General features: G+C 44.5%; 22 protein-coding genes. 4 read left to right on the forward strand and 18 right to left on the reverse strand.

The features are described from left to right. Nucleotides 1-290: phage integrase N-terminal SAM-like domain-containing protein (locus tag L876_RS21620; protein ID WP_211237662.1), on the forward strand; the 290-nt coding region annotated here is incomplete at its 5' end. A gap of 53 nt (nt 291-343) precedes the next feature. Further along, nucleotides 344-1,270, forward strand: a complete 927-nt coding sequence (locus L876_RS0111375) for a LysR family transcriptional regulator (protein ID WP_028763928.1) — start codon at nt 344-346, stop codon at nt 1,268-1,270. 88 nt (nt 1,271-1,358) lie between these two features. Here the strand turns inward: L876_RS0111375 and gntH are convergent, their stop codons facing one another. The 16 genes from gntH to L876_RS21630 form a co-directional block, all read right to left on the reverse strand. Continuing rightward, nucleotides 1,359-2,600 carry a guanitoxin biosynthesis MBL fold metallo-hydrolase GntH gene (gene gntH, locus L876_RS21625; protein ID WP_051413093.1) on the reverse strand — a complete coding sequence of 414 codons (1,242 nt, stop codon included), beginning with the start codon at nt 2,598-2,600 and terminating at the stop codon, nt 1,359-1,361. Between the two features lie 1,221 nt (nt 2,601-3,821). Further along, nucleotides 3,822-4,901, reverse strand: a complete 1,080-nt coding sequence (dinB, locus tag L876_RS0111385; RefSeq protein ID WP_028763929.1) for a DNA polymerase IV — start codon at nt 4,899-4,901, stop codon at nt 3,822-3,824. A 140-nt stretch (nt 4,902-5,041) separates the two neighbouring features. Further along, a complete protein-coding gene (gene bfr, locus L876_RS0111390) occupies nt 5,042-5,509 on the reverse strand; it encodes a bacterioferritin (protein WP_028763930.1) in 468 nt (155 codons plus the stop codon). 10 nt (nt 5,510-5,519) lie between these two features. Further along, nucleotides 5,520-5,993, reverse strand: coding sequence for a bacterioferritin (gene bfr / locus L876_RS0111395; RefSeq protein WP_028763931.1), 474 nt, complete (start codon nt 5,991-5,993; stop codon nt 5,520-5,522). A gap of 306 nt (nt 5,994-6,299) precedes the next feature. Next, nucleotides 6,300-6,521, reverse strand: coding sequence for a (Na+)-NQR maturation NqrM (nqrM, locus tag L876_RS0111400; protein WP_028763932.1), 222 nt, complete (start codon nt 6,519-6,521; stop codon nt 6,300-6,302). Between the two features lie 110 nt (nt 6,522-6,631). Further along, nucleotides 6,632-7,648, reverse strand: a complete 1,017-nt coding sequence (locus tag L876_RS0111405; RefSeq protein WP_028763933.1) for an FAD:protein FMN transferase — start codon at nt 7,646-7,648, stop codon at nt 6,632-6,634. A 104-nt stretch (nt 7,649-7,752) separates the two neighbouring features. Further along, nucleotides 7,753-9,000: an NADH:ubiquinone reductase (Na(+)-transporting) subunit F gene (gene nqrF, locus L876_RS0111410; protein ID WP_028763934.1), complete on the reverse strand. Its 1,248-nt coding sequence runs from the start codon at nt 8,998-9,000 to the stop codon at nt 7,753-7,755. Nucleotides 9,001-9,046: 46 nt separating this feature from the next. After that, nucleotides 9,047-9,655 (reverse strand): NADH:ubiquinone reductase (Na(+)-transporting) subunit E, encoded by a 609-nt coding sequence (gene nqrE / locus L876_RS0111415; protein WP_028763935.1) that lies wholly within the window; start codon nt 9,653-9,655, stop codon nt 9,047-9,049. A 5-nt stretch (nt 9,656-9,660) separates the two neighbouring features. Further along, nucleotides 9,661-10,293: an NADH:ubiquinone reductase (Na(+)-transporting) subunit D gene (locus L876_RS0111420; RefSeq protein WP_028763936.1), complete on the reverse strand. Its 633-nt coding sequence runs from the start codon at nt 10,291-10,293 to the stop codon at nt 9,661-9,663. Continuing rightward, entirely contained in the window at nt 10,293-11,087 is a 795-nt protein-coding gene (locus L876_RS0111425) for a Na(+)-translocating NADH-quinone reductase subunit C (RefSeq protein WP_028763937.1), read from the reverse strand. Before L876_RS0111425 ends, L876_RS0111420 begins: the two co-directional genes overlap by 1 nt. Continuing rightward, nucleotides 11,080-12,282 carry an NADH:ubiquinone reductase (Na(+)-transporting) subunit B gene (locus tag L876_RS0111430; RefSeq protein ID WP_028763938.1) on the reverse strand — a complete coding sequence of 401 codons (1,203 nt, stop codon included), beginning with the start codon at nt 12,280-12,282 and terminating at the stop codon, nt 11,080-11,082. Before L876_RS0111430 ends, L876_RS0111425 begins: the two co-directional genes overlap by 8 nt. Continuing rightward, nucleotides 12,282-13,616 (reverse strand): Na(+)-translocating NADH-quinone reductase subunit A, encoded by a 1,335-nt coding sequence (locus L876_RS0111435; RefSeq protein ID WP_028763939.1) that lies wholly within the window; start codon nt 13,614-13,616, stop codon nt 12,282-12,284. Before L876_RS0111435 ends, L876_RS0111430 begins: the two co-directional genes overlap by 1 nt. Before the next feature lie 497 nt (nt 13,617-14,113). Continuing rightward, on the reverse strand, nt 14,114-14,623 hold the full coding sequence (luxS, locus tag L876_RS0111440) for an S-ribosylhomocysteine lyase (RefSeq protein WP_028763940.1): 510 nt from the start codon (nt 14,621-14,623) through the stop codon (nt 14,114-14,116). Nucleotides 14,624-14,806: 183 nt separating this feature from the next. Next, nucleotides 14,807-15,106: a BolA family protein gene (locus L876_RS0111445; RefSeq protein WP_028763941.1), complete on the reverse strand. Its 300-nt coding sequence runs from the start codon at nt 15,104-15,106 to the stop codon at nt 14,807-14,809. 113 nt (nt 15,107-15,219) lie between these two features. After that, nucleotides 15,220-15,729 (reverse strand): ACT domain-containing protein, encoded by a 510-nt coding sequence (locus L876_RS0111450; RefSeq protein WP_028763942.1) that lies wholly within the window; start codon nt 15,727-15,729, stop codon nt 15,220-15,222. Between the two features lie 142 nt (nt 15,730-15,871). Next, nucleotides 15,872-16,510, reverse strand: a complete 639-nt coding sequence (locus tag L876_RS21630; protein ID WP_037428547.1) for an alpha-ketoglutarate-dependent dioxygenase AlkB family protein — start codon at nt 16,508-16,510, stop codon at nt 15,872-15,874. Nucleotides 16,511-16,644: 134 nt separating this feature from the next. On the opposite strand from L876_RS21630, the gene L876_RS21635 reads away from it, so the two are divergent. Next, nucleotides 16,645-17,838, forward strand: a complete 1,194-nt coding sequence (locus L876_RS21635; protein ID WP_051413094.1) for a methyltransferase — start codon at nt 16,645-16,647, stop codon at nt 17,836-17,838. Nucleotides 17,839-17,888: 50 nt separating this feature from the next. Here the strand turns inward: L876_RS21635 and L876_RS0111465 are convergent, their stop codons facing one another. Together L876_RS0111465 and L876_RS0111470 are read right to left on the reverse strand one after the other, a co-directional pair. Next, nucleotides 17,889-18,800 (reverse strand): sterol desaturase family protein, encoded by a 912-nt coding sequence (locus tag L876_RS0111465; RefSeq protein WP_028763943.1) that lies wholly within the window; start codon nt 18,798-18,800, stop codon nt 17,889-17,891. A 34-nt stretch (nt 18,801-18,834) separates the two neighbouring features. Further along, nucleotides 18,835-19,878: a DUF2804 domain-containing protein gene (locus L876_RS0111470; protein ID WP_028763944.1), complete on the reverse strand. Its 1,044-nt coding sequence runs from the start codon at nt 19,876-19,878 to the stop codon at nt 18,835-18,837. 284 nt (nt 19,879-20,162) lie between these two features. Here L876_RS0111470 and L876_RS21640 point away from each other — a divergent pair, with 284 nt between their 5' ends. After that, complete coding sequence (locus tag L876_RS21640; protein WP_245686987.1) at nt 20,163-21,068, forward strand: LysR family transcriptional regulator; 906 nt, start codon at nt 20,163-20,165, stop codon at nt 21,066-21,068. The last annotated feature ends 125 nt before the right edge of the window (nt 21,069-21,193 follow it).

Consider the following 21,193-nt stretch of genomic DNA (forward strand, 5'->3'; position numbering starts at 1 on the left):
CTGCTTACTTTGACTGTTGCCCTGATAACCTGAGCACCGACGATTTGAAGCGCTACTTTGCTCAACTGATTGCATCACACTCATGGAGCACGGTTAAGCTCGACCGTAACGGCCTGCAGTTTTTCTATCGCCATGTGCTCTACCAACACTGGGAGTGGCTCAACATCGTCAAGCCGCCACAGGTAAAACGCTTGCCTGATATTCTTACGCCTAATAAAAATCAAAGCCAGCCATTATTAATCATTCATGGGCCGAACTCAGCATATTTGTTCCACATCATTACTACATAGCGTTCAATACAGCTACAATACAATGTCGATATTTCACTTATCAGGGAAGTTTAATGGACAAAGCACTGACCGAAATGGATTTGAACTTACTCAGAATGTTGAAAGTGCTGGTTGAAACTCGGAATACCTACAAAACTGCTGAAATATTGGGTATTTCACAAACCAGTGTGAGTCGTGGTGTGGCAAAGCTTAAAGAAACGTTTGGAGACCACCTATTTCTAAGAAAAGCGCACGGCATCGAACCCTCTGAATTAGCAATCCAGCTTTCCGAAGCTACCGTAGAAATGCTCAACCCTGTCGCAAAAGTTATTGATTCATTTAGTAACTTCGAACCATTTCAGTTTCGTGGCACCGTGTCGATCTCCGTTAATACTTACATATTAGAAGTGTTCGGAGAACGGTTAATAAAACTGCTTTTTTCTAAGCTTCCAAATGCGAAAGTCGAATTAGACTTTTGGCAGAATCAGTCTTTAAGAGATATGTTAAATGGAAAAATTGATTATGCTTTACAAATTTCAAACTTTCCATTCCCTCAAGATATTTACAGCCACCATGTAAAAACCGTGACTTCAGGAATTCTTGCTAGAAAGAATCATCCAGTTTTAAAAGAAGGGAATGAGTGGGAAAGAATTCATGAATTACCTATTGTTCAACTCTATTTAGCAGGTGTCAACTACGACAAAAGCGCGCTACACGACATCTACCAATTAAAAGGGTATCAAGCTAATGTAGTACTGAAAACACACAGTCTCAAAGCGGCGTTGCATACCGTAAAAACAACCGACGCGATTTGTTTTTCCAGCAGTTATGTAGCCGAATTGGGAGAAGATTTAGACGTTCATCCGCTACCACTAGTTGCGGATGAACATAAACGGTTTGATATTATTGGTGGGTATCTGCAAACACGTAGGAGCTATCCTTTAAATCAATACTTACATCAAACCCTGCAAGATTTTTTTAACTCTGTTGAACAGCCCTAACGCTAAACAACATTTTCTTTTATCGCTAAAAAACGCCCTGTCAGGGCGTTTTAAGTTTTACATGATCAAGCCAATATATTGTTCATTGTTACAAACGAGTGTCGGATACCCATTTAGGCGTTAGCCCTTCCGTGGGTTTTTCATCAAATGTCACTTCACCAGGCTCAGATGGTGCAGACCAACTCAACAAATCTGTTCGTGCCATTCTAGTGACAATTTGCTCTTTAGTTACATTAATAACCATAAGATCTTGAGCAATAGCAACTGGGCCACCATATGACTCGACAAGTCCTTTAAAGGCCCTATCAATCGTATCTTCATTAGTGAAGAAATGCGTTCCTACCCCTAAACCAGGCTTAGAAATTGTAAATATTTCTCCAAGCTCACTTGCTGAAGTATGTTTATGCACAATATTCTCAGCGACTTCTATAGGCATATTGTTTTTGTCTGAAAATGTTGGAGCATCAATAAACAGCTCGTGGATGAACACATCTACACCTTTCGCCATTTCAGCTTCATGTGTTGTAGGCTCACTATCGCCAGTAAATGCCATTGATAACCCATTCCACTCTAGTCGATAACCCACTGAACCAACCAGAATATGATCAACCGGGAACGCATATATTTTCACATCGTTTTCTGAATATACTAACTGTTTCGGCGTTTCGGGGCTAAATTTCGAGTAATCAAATTCATGGGCTTGGATTTGCATGCCTTCATTTGCGGCGATCCCGGTTTTACTAAGTACATGCCAAGCCGCCGCCTTTTCAACATGCTCGACAAAGCTTGCAACTCCCAGCTCAGGATTATGACCAGAAGATCCATACACATTTAAAGGTGCATTGCGCCCCCAGCCCATTGAATCCCATAAATTAAATATTCCGCCAACGTGGTCTAAGTGTAAGTGAGTGACGAAGACTTTATCCAATGAATCGTGAGGTAAACCAAGACTCCAGAGATTTGGTACTGTTCCACCCCCTACATCAAAGATGAAATTATCACCATTTCCAAGTTCTACTAACCAACTTGTGGATGCTTGTCCCATACGTACAGGTGGGTTACCAGAGCCGATTGTCGTTATTCGCATTTCATCAAGCTCGATTGATTCTTGCCCTGCTATAAAGTGCTCTGAATATTGACGATGCTCGCCGTCAGTTTTTGAAATAACATTGTGTTTAGTTATTGGTTGTCCACATAAGGGGACTGGATACCCTGCCTCTGTTAATCGGCATTCTCGCGGGAATTGGAAATCTAGTGGTGATTCTGCCAACGCAGGAAGCGTGAAAGAAGTGCACAGCGCGTAAGTTAATAATTTGGGGATCGATTTCATAGGTACTCCGATAAAAAACTAGGTACTGAATAAGTTAGTGCAAGCAGATTATCTATGATTGAATACGATAAGAATATGAATTACAGAGACCCGAATTTGGTTAAGACGGGGAAATTTTCAACAATCAAAGAATTCTTATGGCCGACGGTATAGTAGTCTTGTTGAGCACATGCATTATTTTTTTTGGGGGGGGGAGGTGTAGTGGATTAGCTAATTTGGCCATAGAGTTAGAGCCCTGGGCATGAGGGAAAGTAAGTCAAACAGCAGATGTTTGAAACTAGGGTCAATCCCGTCCTGACACACTTTGGGGCAAAAGCATGTTAGCTTTTGAACTAGCGACTCACACCAAATGAAGCTAAATCGAAGAGATAAAATAACCTAGTGTAGATGCAGCTGCGGACGTTGATGGCAGGGATGCCATCGTCGAGCCTCCAAGGATGGATTCACGGCGTGGAGCAGAAGTATCTGCACATACCCTCGCAGGGAAGCGATAGATAACAATAAAGGAATAACCTTCATACAAACTAACCAATACCAACTCAGCCAGAAGCTAAACCAAAAAATGTAATCGGCCTTCATTCGAAGGCTAGCTAACTTTGGGGCAAAAGCACGTTAGCTTTTTACTCGCCCTCACACCAAATGAAGCTAAATCGAAGAGATAAAATAACCTAGTGTAGATGCAGCTGCGGACGTTGATGGCAGGGATGCCATCGTCGAGCCTCCAAGGATGGATTCACGGCGTGGAGCAGAAGTATCTGCACATACCCTCGCAGGGAAGCGATAGATAACAATAAAGGAATAACCTTCATACAAACTAACCAATACCAACTCAGCCAGAAGCTAAACCAAAAAATGTAATCGGCCTTCATTCCAAGGCCAGCACACTTTGGGGCAAAAAAACCTTAGCTTTTTACTCGCCACTCACAGCAAATGAAGCTAAAACGAAGAGAGAAAATAACCTAGTGTAGATGCAGCTGCGGACGTTGATGGCATGGCCGCTCTCTGACATCCATTTCATCGCGGCATTTGTGAATCCATTCACGTCAGATGCCGCCGTGGAGCGTATAGGGACATATTCACAGCGAGCCAAAAGAGCGCTTGCACATAAGGTCTGCGGCAGGCAATTAACGACCATTGAAGGTATAACTTCAAACAAACATAACCAATAACCATCCCATCAGCGGCAACACGCAAAAGGAATAAAGGAATAAAGGAATAACCCTAAAACCCGAGATTTAATTGCGCTGTATTCACTTCATCTTCGCTGTCAGAAATGACAGCAGCACTCTCTAACCCCACCGATACACCAAGCAAACGAATGCCGCGCCCTTCTCTGCGATTAAGGGCTTGAGATAATAGCTCGTAAAACAACTTCACAGACAGTGCATCGCTGCGATGTTCTATGGTGGTTTGCTTAAAGTCATCAAATTTAAGTTTAACCACCTGCTTATGAATACCACGGGTTTTAGCACTGCGGCTTAAACGCGCGCCAAGCTCCTGGATCAACTGCGGCATCACTGACTTACACTGCTCAAAGGTATAGATATCTTTTGCTAGAGTCGTCTCAACGCCGACTGACTTGCGCTCTCGGTTAAGTGATAAGCCTCTAGGGTCAATACCATAAGCCCTATCTACTAACACGCTGCCAAATTTACCAAACCGCTCAAGTAACGCCTGTTTAGGGTACTGCTGCACATCTAAACAAGTCACTAAGCCTATCTGTTCAAGTTTGGCAGCAGTGACTTTGCCCACCCCAGGTATTTTAATCAACGGCAGGGTTTTAACGAAGCCTTCAATCCTATCGGGTGTTATCACATACTGCCCATTGGGTTTGTTCATGTCGGAGGCGATTTTGGCTAAAAACTTCACGAGGGCGATGCCTGCCGATGCAGTGAGGCCTGTCAGCTCAAAGATATCTTGCCTAATTGCGGCGGCAATCAATGTCGCAGAGCCTTTATGTTGCTCGCAGTCAGTAACATCAAGGTAGGCTTCATCGAGCGATAAAGGCTCTATCAGATCGGTATAATGGGCAAACACCGAGCGTATTTGGCTTGAGACCTCTTTATATACACTCATTCTGCCGGGGACGAGTATCAAGTTTGGACACAGTTTCAGTGCATAGGCCGACGCCATTGCTGAGCGCACGCCAAACTGCCTCGCTTCATAGTTGCATGTACTGATCACCCCACGGCGATCGCTACGCCCACCTACCGCAATGGGCTTGCCCCTCAATTCAGGAAAATCACGCATCTCTACCGCAGCATAGAAACAATCCATATCTACATGAATAAACTTTTTCAATCTCGATACCTCCACGGCAAGAATACTGTATATTTAAACAGTATTCAATTAGGCCATAAGAGATTTTTCTGCTCAATAAAAAGGGCAGCGAAAGTTTCCCATCGCCGCCCAACAACAGCAGATATAAAGTTATGTTGCATTTACATTTTTGATTGTAGGTAGTTTTGCAGGCCTACCTTATCGATAAGCCCTAGTTGCTTCTCAAGCCAATACATATGATCTGATTCAGTCTCTTCCAGCAAGACTTCTAGTAGCTCACGTGAAACAAAATCTTCTTTTTGTTCGCACAGCGCAATCGCGCTACGTAAGTTAGCCGCGACCTGATATTCATAATTAAGATCGTTTTGCAGCATCTCTTGCGGGTTCTTACCAATATTGAGGGCTTCACGACTGGCAACATCGGGAGTTCCCTCTAGAAACAAAATACGCTCAACCAGCTTTCTCGCATGCTCTCGCTCATCATCAGACTCATGTGAAATGCGCTCATGAAGTTCAGTGAGCCCCCAGTCGTCATACATCAAGCCATGAACGAAATATTGGTCCATTGCCGATAGCTCGCCAGTCAGGAGTTGATTAAGTGTGTCTATCACTGCTTGATTACCTTTCATCGCTTAGCTCCTACTCTGACTCTATCTGTGCTTGTAAATAGTTTTGAATACCTGTCATCGCAATTAAGCCTTGCTGTGCTTCAATCCAATCTAGGTATTCCTCTTCATCTTCGAGCAGATCTTCAAGGATCTCCCGGCTGACATAATCTTGCTCTGTTTCACATAAGGAGATTGCCCCGCGAAGCTCAACCAGTTGCTCTTCGAGCATGGTTTTATCGCAATGCAACATCTCTTCAGGCTTTTCGCCGATGCGTAACTTTTCTAATTGCTGCAGATTGGGAAGTCCTTCGAGAAACAGCACACGTTCAATAAGCTTGTCTGCATGCTTCATATCTTGAATCGACTTTTTGTAGCATTTTTCATTGAGCTCTTCTAAGCCCCAATTTTTATACATGCGTGCATGGAGAAAATATTGATTAATCGCCGTCAACTCAAACGTTAACATCTTATTAAGCTGCCTGATCACATTGGGATGGCCTTTCATTTGAAATCCTTTTATTGATCTAAATCAATAAACAGCCTAGCTCAAAAAACAAGCGATAACAAATTAAACATTGACTTTCAGCCACTTACCAAAGTCAATCATTCTTATTTTCATTATGATTTACAAAAGCACTAGCTCATTTTTGCTGAACAATTAGGGGCGGTGTTATCCATTATCATCGAAAATTCACAGGATTCAGCAACCTAGATAAATGCCATAGTTAACACCACTGGCGTTCCCATAGCTCAGCCACAAAAAAGGCTCCACATAGGAGCCTTTAATCATTATCGCATTGAGCGAGATAACTTAGATGATGCGATCTTTGGTCAGTTTTTCACGACGCTCTTCTTCCGCCATTTTGGCTTTGCGCTTATCACAGGGATCATCGCAATCACAGGCTTTGTCGATTCCTAGGGCACCAAGGCCGCCACAACTTCCCGCAATTGACTTTTGCTTGACGATATAGCCAATCGACATCAATACGAAAAATAGTAGTAATACAACAAAAGCCGCTATAAAAGTGCTCATCACTTACTCCAACTGCATGTAAACCCTTGATCGATTTAGATGCTTTGCTACACGAATGTTTGGCGCCGTCTGCCTATCATCAAAAAGGGCTGCACAGCGCGGTCATTCTATCACAAACCTACGAATGGCTTAAAGGCATCACTATAATAGACCTTGTAGCCGTCAGCTTTCTTCTCAATCAGCATAATCGCTAACTGCTGCTCGTTCGCTAATGCCAGCGAGGCTTCAGTGCCTAACACCATCATTGCGGTTGCATAGCCGTCAGCAATCATACTTTGAGGATGCAAAACGGTCACTGAGGCTAACCGATGATCGATAGGATAGCCATTACGAGGATCGATGATATGCGTAAAACGCTGACCATCTTCTTCATAATAGTTACGATAGTCGCCAGACGTCGCCATTGCCATATTGCCCGGCTTAATCACTAACTGAACTTGGCGCTCATCAACATCGGGTTGCTCAATAGCGACGACCCATGCACTGCCATCGGCTTTTACGCCATAAAGGCTTAACTCACCGCCTATTTCGACCAAATAGCCTTTAGGCTGGTACTTGGCAAGCAAGCTAGCCACTTTATCGACACCAAAACCTTTTGCTATGGATGACAGATCGACATACAAATCTGCATTACGTTTACTCAAACGTTGACCATCGACTGAGAGGTATTTTATTCCCGTCTTGGCTTTTGTCTCTGCGATAAGGGCTGCACTGGGCACCTTTGTCGGTCGCTTGTCTGGACCAAAGCCCCACAAGTTAACCAGCGGACCTAAGGTAATATCTAATGCACCATCCGTCTTGTTATACAGGTCTATCCCCGCCTGAATAACTAGCGCAGTATCACTAGAGACCTCTGTTGTGGACGATAAAGACATCTGATTAAACTGTGAGAGTTCTGAGTTGTTGCGGTAAGTCGACATCTGATCATTGACTTTCTCTAGCGCAAGATCGATCTCAGCCTGTAACAGCTGTTCGTCAGGCATACGATCGCCGCCCACGAATTTAATATGATATGTCGTCCCCATCGTTTGGCCCGACAGAGAGATCATTTCAGCAGGTTTAGTACATGCTGAAATAAAAAAGGCTAGTCCGATAAGGACTAACCCATTTAAAAAGGTCTTAAACATGTTGACCATATTCCTCAATAACAACCCTGATTCGGTTACCGAAAACCAACCTAGCGGTTGATTCTCGGCACTATACAGGGCGATATTATCATAAGAATTAACGATTAACCGCCGAAGTCATCCAGAAGGATGTTTTCATCTTCAACGCCCAAATCTTTAAGCATACCGATAACAGCAGCGTTCATCATTGGAGGTCCACACATGTAGAACTCACAATCTTCTGGCGCATCGTGATCACGTAGGTAATTTTCATAAAGTACATTATGAATAAACCCAGTGTAACCATCCCAGTTATCTTCAGGTTGCGGATCAGACAGTGCAACATGCCAAACGAAGTTATCGTTTTCTGCCGCTAAGCCATCGAAATCTTCAACATAGAACATTTCACGCTTAGAACGAGCACCATACCAGAAGCTTATCTTACGCTTAGAGTTAAGACGTTTAAGCTGGTCGAAGATATGTGAACGCATTGGCGCCATACCTGCACCACCACCCACAAATACCATTTCCGCATCAGTCTCTTTAGCGAAGAATTCACCAAATGGACCAGAAATCGTCACCTTATCACCCGCTTTTAGGCTAAAGATGTACGATGACATCTTACCGCAAGGTAAGCTCAGGTTACGTGGTGGAGGCGTTGCAATACGCACGTTCAGCATGATGATACCTTCCTCTTCAGGATAGTTCGCCATGGAGTATGCACGGATGGTTTCATCTTCAACGCTAGACTCTAGATTAAAGAATCCAAAGTGCTCCCAGTCGCCACGGTACTCAGCAGGAATATCATAATCTGCATATTTAACATGGTGAGCAGGGGCTTGAATCTGAATATAACCACCGGCACGGAACGGCACTGAATCGCCATCTGGAATTTGCAGCTTAAGCTCTTTAATGAAGGTCGCTTTGCTATCGTTAGAGATAACTTCACAATCCCACTTCTTCACGCCGAAGATCTCTTCTTCTAACTCGATCTCCATGTCGTTCTTGACGTTAACCTGGCAAGATAAACGACAGCCTTCGCGCGCTTCGCCTTTACTGATATGGTCCATCTCAGTCGGCAGAATATCACCGCCACCGGATTTAACGTGTACTTTACACTGACCACAAGTACCACCACCGCCACAAGCAGATGATACGAAGATACCGCTCTCGGCGAGTGCACCAAGTAGCTTACCGCCTGCAGCTGTTTTAATTGCTTTACCCGCATCATCGTTGATGCCGATTGTGACATCACCGCTTGCAACTAATTTTGACTTAGCGAACAAAATCACTAATACCAAAACCGTTACAATCACGGTAAACATACTCACACCGAGATATACATCGATTGGAGTAGATTCAAGAATACCCATTAACTTATCCTTAAAGGTTCAAATTAAGACGTCGTTAGGTGTCTCTTTACAGAGACACACCAGAAAACGACATGAAACCTAGAGCCATCAAACCAGCGGTAACAAAGGTAATACCTAGCCCGCGCAGCCCGTTAGGAACATCAGCATATTTTAGCTTCTCACGGATACCAGCAAGCAAGACAAGCGCCAATGCCCAACCGATACCAGAACCTATACCAAACACTAAACTTTCAGTCAGGTTGTAGTCACGCTCAACCATGAAAGACACTGCACCGAAAATCGCACAGTTAACAGTGATTAGTGGTAGGAAGATCCCCAACGCGTTATAAAGCGGTGGAAAATACTTATCCAATGTCATCTCAAGGATTTGAACCAGTGCTGCAATCACACCAATAAAGGTGATGAACTTCAAGAAGCTCAAATCAGCATCTGGTACACCCGCCCACGCTAATGCGCCTGGCGCTAAAATACCTTGATAGATTATTTGGTTAACAGGCACTGAAATTGCCAGTACCACGATAACTGCAACACCTAGCCCTATAGCTGTCTTAACTTTCTTAGATACCGCCAAGAAAGTACACATACCGAGGAAAAAGGATAACGCCATGTTTTCAATGAAAACAGAACGAATCAATAGACTAATATAATGTTCCATTATGCTTATCCTTTTGCTTCAACTTGTTCTGGCTTCATCGTACGGATAATCCAGATCAATGCACCGATCAGGAAGAACGCACTAGGAGGCAGAAGCAGTAGGCCATTTGGCTGATACCAGCCACCGTCTGAAATCTTGCTTAAGATTTCAATACCGAACAATGAACCATTACCAAATAGTTCACGTACGAAGCCGACAGACAATAGGATTGCACCGTAGCCTAGACCATTTCCGACACCATCCATGAAACTCATCAAAGGTGGGGTCTTCATCGCATACGCCTCAGCACGGCCCATAACGATACAGTTAGTAATAATCAAACCAACGAAGACTGATAATTGCTTAGCCACATCGTAAGCATAAGCTTGCAACACTTGGTCTACCACGATTACAAGCGATGCGATAATGGTCATCTGCACAATAATACGCACACTACTAGGAATGTGGTTACGGATCATTGAGATGAACAAGTTAGACAACGCCGTTACCGCAGTCAGTGCAATGGTCATTACGATAGCTGTTTCCATTTTAGCGGTAACAGCTAGTGCACTACATACACCCAGAATTTGCAAAGCAATCGGGTTATTACTGATGATAGGTCCAGTGAGAACCTGTTTAAGTTCTTTAGCATCAGCCATTAGCTAAGCCCTCCGTTGCGAGCTTTTTCGATAAAGCGAGCAAAACCTTCTTCACCTAACCAGAAGTCCAGTGAGTTTTGAACACCATTACCGGTCAGCGTCGCACCTGATAATGCATCAACACCGTAAGGAGAAGCTGCAACTGTTGGGTTTTTAGTTACGCTAATCGCTAACTCCCCCTTATCGTTATATAGCTTCTTACCATTCCATTTAGCGATCCACTGTGGGTTTTGCACTTCACCACCAAGACCTGGTGTTTCACCAGAACCAGTAAAGCTGTAATACACCAAGCTTCGAATTGTATTCAGATCTGGCTCAACAGCAAGGAAAGCAAACATCGTTGACCACAAACCATAACCTTTCACAGGAATAATCACGGTTTGCAGTTGCTGGTTATCATCACGAACAAGGTAAACCACCGCTTCATTTGCTACACGTTTAACTGACGCTATGTCGTTTTTCGGTACAAAAGAGGTCGCTGGCGTACGCGCCGCTTTCTCTGTATCAAAAGTATCGGCATCACCCTCTACCCAGTCACCTGTTTTCAGGTCAACCAGCTTAGCTTCAACATACTTATTGTATGTTTCAAGGATCTGCTCTTTCTCTACTTTGCCTTCTTTGGTATTAATCAGGCCAGCAGCTTCAAGAATGTACTTCTGCTTATCGAGTAATTTGTTTTCTTGTTGAACTGGTTTCAATAGCACTGCAGCCGTCGAAACGAACATAGAGCAAATGAAACACAAGCCAATAACAACAAACAGTGTTCTTCCGAACGAATCTTTATTACTAGCCACGAGCAATCCTCCGCTTGATATTCGACTGAACCACAAAATGGTCAAATAATGGAGCAAATAGGTTAGCGAATAAGATGGCCAACATCATGCCTTCAGGGAAAGCAGGGTTGATAACACGAATGAATACAGCCATAGCACCGATGAGGATACCGTAGGCCCATTTAGCATTATTGGTAAATGACGCTGACACAGGGTCTGTCGCCATGAACATCATACCAAACGCAAAACCACCTAACACAAGGTGCCAATACCAAGGCATTGCAAACATTGGGTTAGTGTCACTACCAATCGCGTTAAGCAATAGTGATACAGCAATCATACCGGCCATTACACCACCCACGATGCGCCACGAAGCGATACGGGTATAGACGATAACTGCGCCACCAATCAAGATAGCTAAGGTAGATACTTCACCCACCGAACCAGGAATGAATCCAAAAAACGCATTCCACCAGTCTTGCGTTAGGCCATATTCTAATGTGCCTTGCGCTGCTTGGCTCAGTGCCGTTGCGCCAGAGAAACCATCAGCAGCAACAACCCAAGTTGTGTCGCCAGACATGCTTAGCGGGTAAGCGAAGAATAGGAACGCACGACCCGCCAACGCAGGGTTTAAGAAGTTACGCCCAGTTCCACCGAAGATCTCTTTGGCAACGACCACACCGAAGGTGATACCCAGTGCAACCATCCATAATGGAATCGTTGCGGGTAGGGTCAGTGCAAATAGAATCGAGGTAACAAAGAAACCTTCGTTAACTTCATGTCCACGTACTGATGCAAAGAGTACTTCCCAAATACCGCCGACAGCAAATGTCACGGCATAGATGGGTAAGAACCAACAAGCGCCATACCACATCAATGCGGCGACACCTGAATTTGCAGTCAATTCAGTACCAAACAGTCCGAACAAAGCAACTTGCCACGTATCAGGAGCGGCAAAGCCAGCAGCCAATGCGTCTTGTGCTTGTAAACCTACGTTATACATACCCACAAACATCGCAGGGAATGCACAAGCCCAAACCGTAATCATCATACGTTTTAGGTCTAGGTTGTCACGAACATGGGTACGGCCCTTGTTCACATGACCTGGCGTATAAAAGACAGTATATGCGGCTTCAAAAATCGCATAAAACTTTTCGTATTTACCACCCTTTTCAAACTGGGGTTCAATACTTTTGAATAACTCTTTCAAGCCCATTAGCCTTCCCTCACAATCGTATCTAAGCAGTCGCGTAGGTATGATGCATAGTCATACTTACCAGGACATACGAAAGTACATAGTGCCAAATCTTCTTCGTCTAACTCCAACGCACCAAGTGTTGCCGCGCCGTCTGTATCACCAGAAACGAGGTCACGTAGTAACATTGTCGGAAGAATATCGAGAGGCATAACACGCTCATAGTTACCAATTGGCACCATCGCACGGTCCGAACCACCAGTACTCGTTGTCATATTAAATAAACGAGATGGTGATAAGTGCCCTAAGAATGCACGAGTAATAGAGAACTTATTCGCACCAGGCATAGCCCAACCAATAAACTCTTGCTCTCTGCCTTCTTCAAGCAATGAAACTTGGTTATGGAAGCGACCAACGTAAGCGTGAGCGCCAACAGCGGTTTTACCGTTTAAGACTGAGCCCGCAATAATACGTACTTCACCTTCGGCAGCTTCACCTGCAGTTAATTCAACAGTTGATGCACCACCCACTGTACGAACTAATCTTGGCTTTAATGCTTTAGGACCCGCAACCGCAACAACACGCTGAGTGTTTAATTCACCAGTCGTAAATAGTTGACCGATTGCTATCACATCTTGATAACCCACTTGCCAAACAGTACGTTTAGCCGACGCTGGTAATACAAAATGAATATGCGTACCAGCAAGACCTGCTGGATGCGGACCGGCAAACTCTTCAACCTGCGCATTAGCCGCTGGGATATCAGTACCAGGCGCTTTACACAGATAAACTTTACCTTCCGTCAATCTCGCTAAGACTTTTAAGCCATTAGCAAAATCGTCCTTGTGCTCGTTAATGATAACGGCAGGATCGGCGGCAAGCGGTTGAGTATCGATGGCGGTCACAAAGATACCAGCGGCAGATGAATCTACGCTAGGTGCTTTGCTGAAAGGACGCGTACGTAGTGCGGTCCACAAACCTGATTCAATCAAGTTGTCACGCACCAGTTGCTGGTCAAGAGTGTCTAAAGCCGCTGCATCATATTTAGCAAAGGAAACGCTATCGTCCCCTTCCACTTCAATGACAACTGACTGAAGAACACGCTGTGCGCCCCGGTTAATTTCTGAAATTGTGCCACTGGCTAAAGCAGTATATTTAACGCCAGGATTCTTTTTGTCTTCAAAAATCACCTGACCTTTTTGCACTTTATCGCCCACTTTAATCTTCATTGTGGGACGTAAGCCAATATACTCTTCACCCAAAGTAGCTACATGTTTAATGGCTGGGCCATTATGGATAACTTGCTCTGGTCCACCTGTTATAGGTAGGTCCAATCCTTTCTTTATTGTAATCATATCCACAAGCACTACGTTATGAAGGAAAGATAATGCGTCGCGTTCCTGCTAAACGAGATAGATTTCAAACAAAACCTATCGCGTTGAGCTAGCGCAGATTTATTACAGAAATGCGATCGCAATCACGCTGGTCGGGCGCATTTTACCGTAAATATTTAGTTATCGCTATGAAAAATACGGGTGTTTTAAAAGGGAACAGAGCTTTTTTACAGTGAGGAGTAGATCACAGTTAATGTAATTTATATGATTTAGGTGATGCCAAACTAATTTAGCCCCCTGTCCTAGCAGGGTTATATGCATTTAGGTAGTCGGAAATACCATAAAAGCGGGCAATACTGGACGTCACAAGACGCCAACACTGATTGAACAAAAAAAATACAGTTCACGAGTTAAAATCGTGAGATTGCTGATGATGAACTGGCCATCAAGTTGATCAGCAATTCAGTTAACGCCGCAAAAAAAAGCGACCTTAGTCGCTCTTTTATTATGGGCGAATATTACAAACCATTGAGGATCTCATCGCTCAATTTTAAGTCATCGTTCTTATTCACGTTCACGCCCGCGGCAATAATGTTTTTAGCAATTTCTTTGGCTTGCTCTAAGGAGTGCATCTCATAAGTGCCGCACTGAAACTCGTTTAACTCTGGAATTTCATTTTGCTGTTTCACTTTGAGTACATCTTCCATCGCCGCTAACCAGCTTTCAGCCACGACTGACTCAGCAGGCGTGCCAATTAGGCTCATATAAAACCCAGTACGACACCCCATAGGTGAAATGTCGATAATTTCCACGCTATCACCATTTAAATGATCACGCATAAATCCGGCAAAAAGGTGCTCTAAAGTATGGATCCCACGCTCGCTTAATATCTCTTGATTGGGTACACAAAAACGTAGGTCGAATACCGTAATCGTATCCCCTTTTGGGGTTTTCATCGTTTTTGCCACACGCACTGCTGGGGCATTCATTCGTGTATGGTCAACGGTAAAACTATCGAGTAACGGCATTTTTCTCTCCAATATTGGCGACTTAAGGCGACTAAAGTAGCGGTAATTATGTAGGGATAACTGAGTGGATAATATGCGTGACGGATGATTGGTTGTAAAGCATTACGTAAGTAACATGAGGTGAATTAGACTGACGACTGTATGACAATATGCCAACGACAGTAGTCAGTCACTAAAGCTTGCTTAGCCCTTGCACTTTGGCGAGTCAGGAACATTACCTTCTGCTTGCCACTCACTAGGGGTAAAGGTATGCATAGAGAGTGCATGCAGCCCTTGAGCAAATTCATCAGCAAGCGCTTCATTAACGCTACGATGGCGACCAATTAAGCGTTTACCCTCAAAGGCCTCGCTGGCAATAATCACTTTAAAATGGGTTTCTGAATTGGGTGGCACATGGTGATTATCGCTTTCATTTATCACTTCTAAATGAACCGGTGATAATGCCGCGGTAAGCTTTTCGGTAATATTCTGTTCAACTGACATAGACGTTGTCTCAATTTGAGTACAAAAACGATGGCGGCAGATTACTTTGACAGCGACTAAAGGTCAACCGTCTCAATGCAAGGCTCAAATCCGCCGCACAATTAGCGACTCCCTTAGGCAGCAAGAATGCTCACACGCGCGTCTTTAGCTATCCCTTCAAGAAGTTCAACCACACTGTCATTACTCACTTCTGCAGGCACTGCCAACGCGAGCTTGGACGAGAACACCGTTTGACCAATGGTCGACACATGCATGCGGTTAAACTCCATATGCTCTATGATCAAATTTAGGTTCGATAGCATATCGACAATCTCTCGAGTCAACCCTGGACGATCGCCACAATCGACATTTAAGTGCAAGGTTCTGGTAGACGCACTCAGCTCTTGCGTTGGCTCCGCATAACTAAATGTCAATGTTGGAAACTCAGCGTTAAAACGTGATTTAAGCGACGTTTCATCATTCTCTTCAATGTTCACCTTCATCATTGCTGCAAACAAAGTATCTAACTTAATCACTTTGCTTGTTACCCACTCGCCCCCCACTTCTCGGGTGACATTCGCCATGGCTTTTACGACTCCAGGGGTCACCTCACCAGTGACGGTTGTGATAAATACTTTTTTCATGCTCAACTCCTTTTAACTATAGCGATATAGATAATGAACAACGCAATGGTGCGAACTTATTCCAGCGACTCTCTTGAGCATAGAACATTCGTCGCATCAAAATTGAGAACTGAGTTACAAATAGTACTCTTCACACCACAGTTCATCCGGTGGCGTGAAAATTAGGCACTAATTGGCGAAAGGTATAATTTAAACGACAATCACTCACAGCCTTACGTTTAGGCAGTGAATGCTGCCAAGCTTGCTGCATTGGCCAATGCATGATCAACAGATCACCACTCGTTAGCGCTATGGTATAGCGCGCCTTTGTCTGTTTGTGGCGAATAAGGAAATCACGACTCGCCCCAAGCGTGAGCGACGCTATGTCACTGCCTGGCTCTATCTCCACCTCATCATCACTGTGCCACCCCATGGTGTCGTTACCATCCCGATAGCGATTAACCAGCACCCCATTACTTTGTAACCCAAACTCCCTGGCTAACATGTCACGGCAACGCTGCGCATATTTAGGCCAATCGACGGCCTCGATAAACAGATTGGAATAACGATAATCACACCCTTTATCGGCAAACCATACTTGGCTACGCGGTATTGGGTGGTATTGACCATAAACACGGATTTGAGGGCGTTCAAAGGGATAGTGTTGCGCCTCCTGCATGAGTGCTTGCTGCTGCTCAACGTTCAGAAAGCCGCGAACTAAAGTAATAGGGGCTGGGCATTGGGTTGCTGCCGCTGCTTGCGCACTTTGTGACAAATCGAAACTAAAACCTTGCTGCTTCACCTAAAGACTCACTGTGGTCATTGAACATAGCTTATATGCCGATAGCCGCACATAACAAACAACGGCAGCTTACTATACCTATAATAGTAAATCTGCGATAATCGGCGCCCAAATTTCAAGGTAGCAGCACTGTCATGACAACTCAATTCTCCGCCGTCGATATCGATCTCACGCTTAATCGTTATCCTGCTAAGCAAGCTTCTAATCTACAAGCTTGGGACGCGGCTGATGAACACCTGCTCAAACACCTTGTGGAACGTAAGTTGGCTGATGTGCCTACCGCAATCATTAACGATAGCTTTGGTGCCCTAAGTACCGCATTGCTTAAATATCAACCCAGTCGGGCAATCACTATTGAAACCGATGCAAAAACCAGCCAACTGGGCACACTACATAATTTTGAATGCAATGGTATAAATGCCACTGGGGTGCAATGGTGCAATAGTCGTGAACTCTTGCCAGCATCAACTCAACTAGTATTAATGAAGCTGCCAAAGAATCTCAACTACTTTGCCCACCAACTCGACAGACTGTCACAGACCTTGCCTCAAGGAACCCAAGTGCTGATTGGCGCCAAAGCGAAATCGATCAATAAATCATTATTGGCGGTGATAGCTAAGCACCTAGGGCAAGCCAGTGCCAGTTTGGCGTGGAAGAAAACCAGAGTCATTAGTTGCATTAGTGACGGAGTAAAAAGACCCCTGCCGAGCGAAAGCCGATGGACGGTGCCAGAGTATCAGCTTACCCTGAGTAACCTTAGCAATGTATTTACCGCCAATAAACTCGACATTGGGGCGCGCATTATGCTGGAAAACATGCCAGCGGGCGATTTTAAGTCCGTGATCGATTTAGGTTGTGGTAATGGCGTATTAGGGCTCAGAGCGAAGCAGCGATATCCTGATGCACAGATTCACTTTGTCGATGATTCAGAGATGGCTATCGCCTCTGCCCAGCAAAACTGGCAACTAAACGGTCATAAAATTGATGACGCCTGCGATGACAGTGTTAGCTTCAATTGGGACGACTGCTTAACCCATCTCGATGCTAAGATCATACCCGATCTGGTATTATGCAACCCCCCTTTTCATCAAGGTGAAGCGATCACCGATCATATCGCTTGGCAGATGTTCTTAGATGCATACCATCGCTTAGACAATGGCGGCATTCTACATGTTGTTGGCAACAGACACTTGGCTTACCACGTTAAGCTAAAACGTATATTTCACAACTGTACTACTGTTGCAGCTAACGGAAAATTTGTGATTTTACAAGCACAGAAACGCGCCAATACCGCCCCTATGACTGACAATACAGTACCCAGCCATTAGCTCAGTGGTTACATTAATTAAGGACAAAAAAGAGGCTTGCGCCTCTTTTTTTAGATTTTATGGGCAGCGCTATGGTCAGCTGGCACCTCATCAACTATCGACGGCTCATCATTTGCCGTCGCAGGCGGTGCAAACAATGTCTGCAAGCGCTTTCTAACCGAGATTCCGGGGCGACAAGCCTCATGCAACATCGCTTGCCACTCGCTAAACGTGACCACCAGCGGGTTGAAACTATTCACAGGCTTGGTGATCCCGTATTTAACCGTTTCTTCCTCTTTTACATAGGTGCCAAAAAGTCGGTCCCAAATGATCAGTACCCCAGCGTAATTTTTATCAATATATTGCGGGTTGCTACCGTGATGCACGCGATGATGAGAAGGCGTATTAAAAATCCATTCTAATGGTCCGAGTGTTTTGACCGCTTGAGTGTGAACAAAAAACTGTAAGCCCAAGTTCAATAACACCACAAAGACTACCCAGTTAGGGTCAAACCCGATAACGACGAGCGGCAGCCAAAATAACCACATGCCAGCTAAGGGATACATTAAACTTTGACGAAAAGCCGTACTGAAGTTCATATTCTCAGAGCTATGATGGGCCACATGGGCGGCCCACATCCAGCGCACTCGATGACTTGCTCGATGAAACCAGTAATAACAGAAGTCCTGTGCCACGATCAGTGCCAAAAAGCTCGCCACCCCCATATCAATATCAAACAATCGCCAACCAAAAAACAGCAGGTACAATTTAGCGATCAGCAACCCGGTTAAAATATCGGTTGCCTGATGCAGGCCCGCAAGAGAAAAGTTACACAGCACTTCTGGCAAGTAGTAGCGAGCACTCTTAGGTAAACGTCCGCCGCGATCGCCAATTAGCCATTCAAGTAAAATACAGATAAAAAACAGCGGTGCTAACACCAACAATAGCATCTCTGGGTGCTCAATCAGCCCATTAAAATCCATCTAATTATTCCTTTATATTTGATTGCTGAAAGGGTTACCAACGAGCAAAGTGATCTTCCGTCAAGCCTAATACACGCGTTAACTCATGCTTGCGGCCTTTGTTATCAATAATAAAACCATCGAAATAACCGATATACTGCCTAAAGTTACTCTTTATCAGCCACAGGTTAAGCTTCTCTTGCCGGCAATTCTTAGCATTAAACTGTAATTGGATTTGACCATCGTTGCCGCTGATACGCCAACTCGATTGAGATGGACTGCTTTTTTGTCGCGAAAACTCAAACTGCACCGGCCCTAGCAGATGGCGCTCTCCATCAACCCAAAATACATTTTCATTGCACCCCGTCTCATTAACGCCCGCAGCAAGATTGAGCCCTATAGTGCTTTCTCCAATTTGTGCATTTATGCTCGCCCAGCGCCAGCTAGTCTCGCGGCGCATATATCCCGCCGAGAAGTCATAACCTGCCAACGCGCAATTGAGCGGCTGAGGTTCATGATTAATCGATAAACTTCCTTTCACCTTCAAGCCGTTGTGCTTTTGCGTATAGGTCCAGCCGTTATAACCTGTGGGATTACACATCGCCATCGGCAAAGAGAGGGCGGGAGCCTCAAGAGAAAGCTGCGCTGACAACTGTGCAGTCTCAAGAGAGATCTGCCATTGACCATCGAGTAAATTAAAACAAATATGACCTTTACCACTGGCTATTTTTGCTTCGCCAGATACCGGCGAATCGGACATCTTATAGCCCATCCCCAAGGATTTTAGCCAGGTAACTTCCACCAGCCGGTTGGCTTTAATGTCATACAGATAGCAGAATGCACTGCCAACATAGCGGATATCTGCAATGGCAACACCGATCAGATAGCGTGCAGTCTTAACCGAAACAAATTGAAACTGCTTAAAATGAAAGTAATTGGCTAACCAGCCAGCAGGCTTGTCCATACAGTCAAAATAGCGAAAATTTGCTAAGCCTAACGTCTGCGCTGGCCCATCAAAATGGCCGTATTGGACCTGACCAGAGGGTAGAATCAAGCTATCCGGTGCTGGCTGAGTAACTATGGCTGTAGATTTATTCATAGTATCTGGCGTTACCTTGCTCTTTTGCTAATATACGACTTAGTTTTCATCTTAACCATTTATCGTCATGGTTAACTATGTCTAAGCTCTCATTTGAATTTTTACTCTAACGGTTTATGGTTCAAGATAAAAGCCTCATTGTAACGAGTGCTTAACAAACGCCTTATTCCTGCTTAGCACCACAAACTTTATCATCATCGGCTAGGACTTAATGAATAACTAACAGTGATGATATACACTTTGTGAATGACTGTACTAACAACGTTGCCGATATGAAACAACAGATGGATTTGAATTTACTCAAAGTACTCAGGGTACTTATTGAGGTAAGGAACACCCGTAAAGCAGCGGAGCAGCTTCATATTAGTCAGCCTGCCGTAAGTCGTGCATTGAGTCGCTTACGTGAACATTTTAATGACCCTCTTTTCATCCGTAACGCACATGGGCTAACCCCTACCTCAAAAGCCGAAGAGATAGGTGCCAGACTGCCCACCGCATTAGATATGCTCTATGACGTGCTAGAGGGAAATAATGATTTCGATCCCGCACATATCTATGGCAAGGTCACCGTCGCCATCAATGGGTTTATCTCACAGTGGTTGGCACCACCACTCATTAGGCGAATAAACAAGTTAGCCCCTAATGCCGAGTTGCACCTGGTTAATTGGGAAAGCAGTACCCCAAATATGTTAGTCGATGGACGCATCCAAATCGGAGTTAACTATTTTCCAAGCGAAGTGACTAAGCAACTGGTACAACAGAAAATTGACCACGATAGCTTTGTGATCTTATGCCGTAAAGACCATCCATTTAACCAATCGGTAATTGTGCCAGAAGACTTTAACCACTATCCGCTAGCTTCACAGCTTATCCCTAATTGGAATGAACAACAGAATCACACGACAGAGCTGCTCAAAGATTATGATGTTTTCCCTCGAAATCAGTTACGCAGCAGTCAACTCAGCATCATCTTACAGGCGCTAAGGGACACAAATATGCTATTTCCCTGTTCAGCGCGCACCGCTAAAGTGGTTGGCCCCGACTTTAAAGCGATTCAAATCTGCCCCGACTTACCCGTTTTTAATGGCGACTTTGCCTTAATCATGGCAAACAAGAGTCGTCGCCATCCGCTTTCCTTATGGCTAAAAGAGCAAATAAACGCGGCGATTGCCGACGCCGATAGCCAGTAGAAAAACAGAAATTGCCCAAGCAATAGCCAGCATGAGTTCGCCATCGATATGGGATTAAAACTCGAGGGTGTCATCATAGGCGTTATTCTGGTCTTGTCGCTACGATACCACTTAAAATGCCAAGT

This window comes from Shewanella colwelliana ATCC 39565 (assembly GCF_000518705.1).
GTDB classification, from domain to species: domain Bacteria; phylum Pseudomonadota; class Gammaproteobacteria; order Enterobacterales; family Shewanellaceae; genus Shewanella; species Shewanella colwelliana.

What these genes read in the sequence shown, in the direction of transcription:
- L876_RS21640 (WP_245686987.1), top strand. Translation starts at nt 20,163, where the DNA reads ATGGATTTGAATTTACTCAAAGTACTCAGGGTACTTATTGAGGTAAGG.
- luxS (WP_028763940.1), bottom strand. Translation starts at nt 14,623, where the DNA reads ATGCCGTTACTCGATAGTTTTACCGTTGACCATACACGAATGAATGCC.
- L876_RS0111465 (WP_028763943.1), bottom strand. Translation starts at nt 18,800, where the DNA reads ATGGATTTTAATGGGCTGATTGAGCACCCAGAGATGCTATTGTTGGTG.
- L876_RS21635 (WP_051413094.1), top strand. Translation starts at nt 16,645, where the DNA reads ATGACAACTCAATTCTCCGCCGTCGATATCGATCTCACGCTTAATCGT.
- bfr (WP_028763931.1), bottom strand. Translation starts at nt 5,993, where the DNA reads ATGAAAGGCCATCCCAATGTGATCAGGCAGCTTAATAAGATGTTAACG.
- L876_RS0111405 (WP_028763933.1), bottom strand. Translation starts at nt 7,648, where the DNA reads ATGTTTAAGACCTTTTTAAATGGGTTAGTCCTTATCGGACTAGCCTTT.
- L876_RS0111470 (WP_028763944.1), bottom strand. Translation starts at nt 19,878, where the DNA reads ATGAATAAATCTACAGCCATAGTTACTCAGCCAGCACCGGATAGCTTG.
- nqrM (WP_028763932.1), bottom strand. Translation starts at nt 6,521, where the DNA reads ATGAGCACTTTTATAGCGGCTTTTGTTGTATTACTACTATTTTTCGTA.
- L876_RS0111435 (WP_028763939.1), bottom strand. Translation starts at nt 13,616, where the DNA reads ATGATTACAATAAAGAAAGGATTGGACCTACCTATAACAGGTGGACCA.
- L876_RS0111450 (WP_028763942.1), bottom strand. Translation starts at nt 15,729, where the DNA reads ATGAAAAAAGTATTTATCACAACCGTCACTGGTGAGGTGACCCCTGGA.
- L876_RS0111430 (WP_028763938.1), bottom strand. Translation starts at nt 12,282, where the DNA reads ATGGGCTTGAAAGAGTTATTCAAAAGTATTGAACCCCAGTTTGAAAAG.
- bfr (WP_028763930.1), bottom strand. Translation starts at nt 5,509, where the DNA reads ATGAAAGGTAATCAAGCAGTGATAGACACACTTAATCAACTCCTGACT.
- L876_RS0111375 (WP_028763928.1), top strand. Translation starts at nt 344, where the DNA reads ATGGACAAAGCACTGACCGAAATGGATTTGAACTTACTCAGAATGTTG.
- gntH (WP_051413093.1), bottom strand. Translation starts at nt 2,600, where the DNA reads ATGAAATCGATCCCCAAATTATTAACTTACGCGCTGTGCACTTCTTTC.
- nqrE (WP_028763935.1), bottom strand. Translation starts at nt 9,655, where the DNA reads ATGGAACATTATATTAGTCTATTGATTCGTTCTGTTTTCATTGAAAAC.
- L876_RS0111445 (WP_028763941.1), bottom strand. Translation starts at nt 15,106, where the DNA reads ATGTCAGTTGAACAGAATATTACCGAAAAGCTTACCGCGGCATTATCA.
- nqrF (WP_028763934.1), bottom strand. Translation starts at nt 9,000, where the DNA reads ATGGGTATTCTTGAATCTACTCCAATCGATGTATATCTCGGTGTGAGT.
- L876_RS0111420 (WP_028763936.1), bottom strand. Translation starts at nt 10,293, where the DNA reads ATGGCTGATGCTAAAGAACTTAAACAGGTTCTCACTGGACCTATCATC.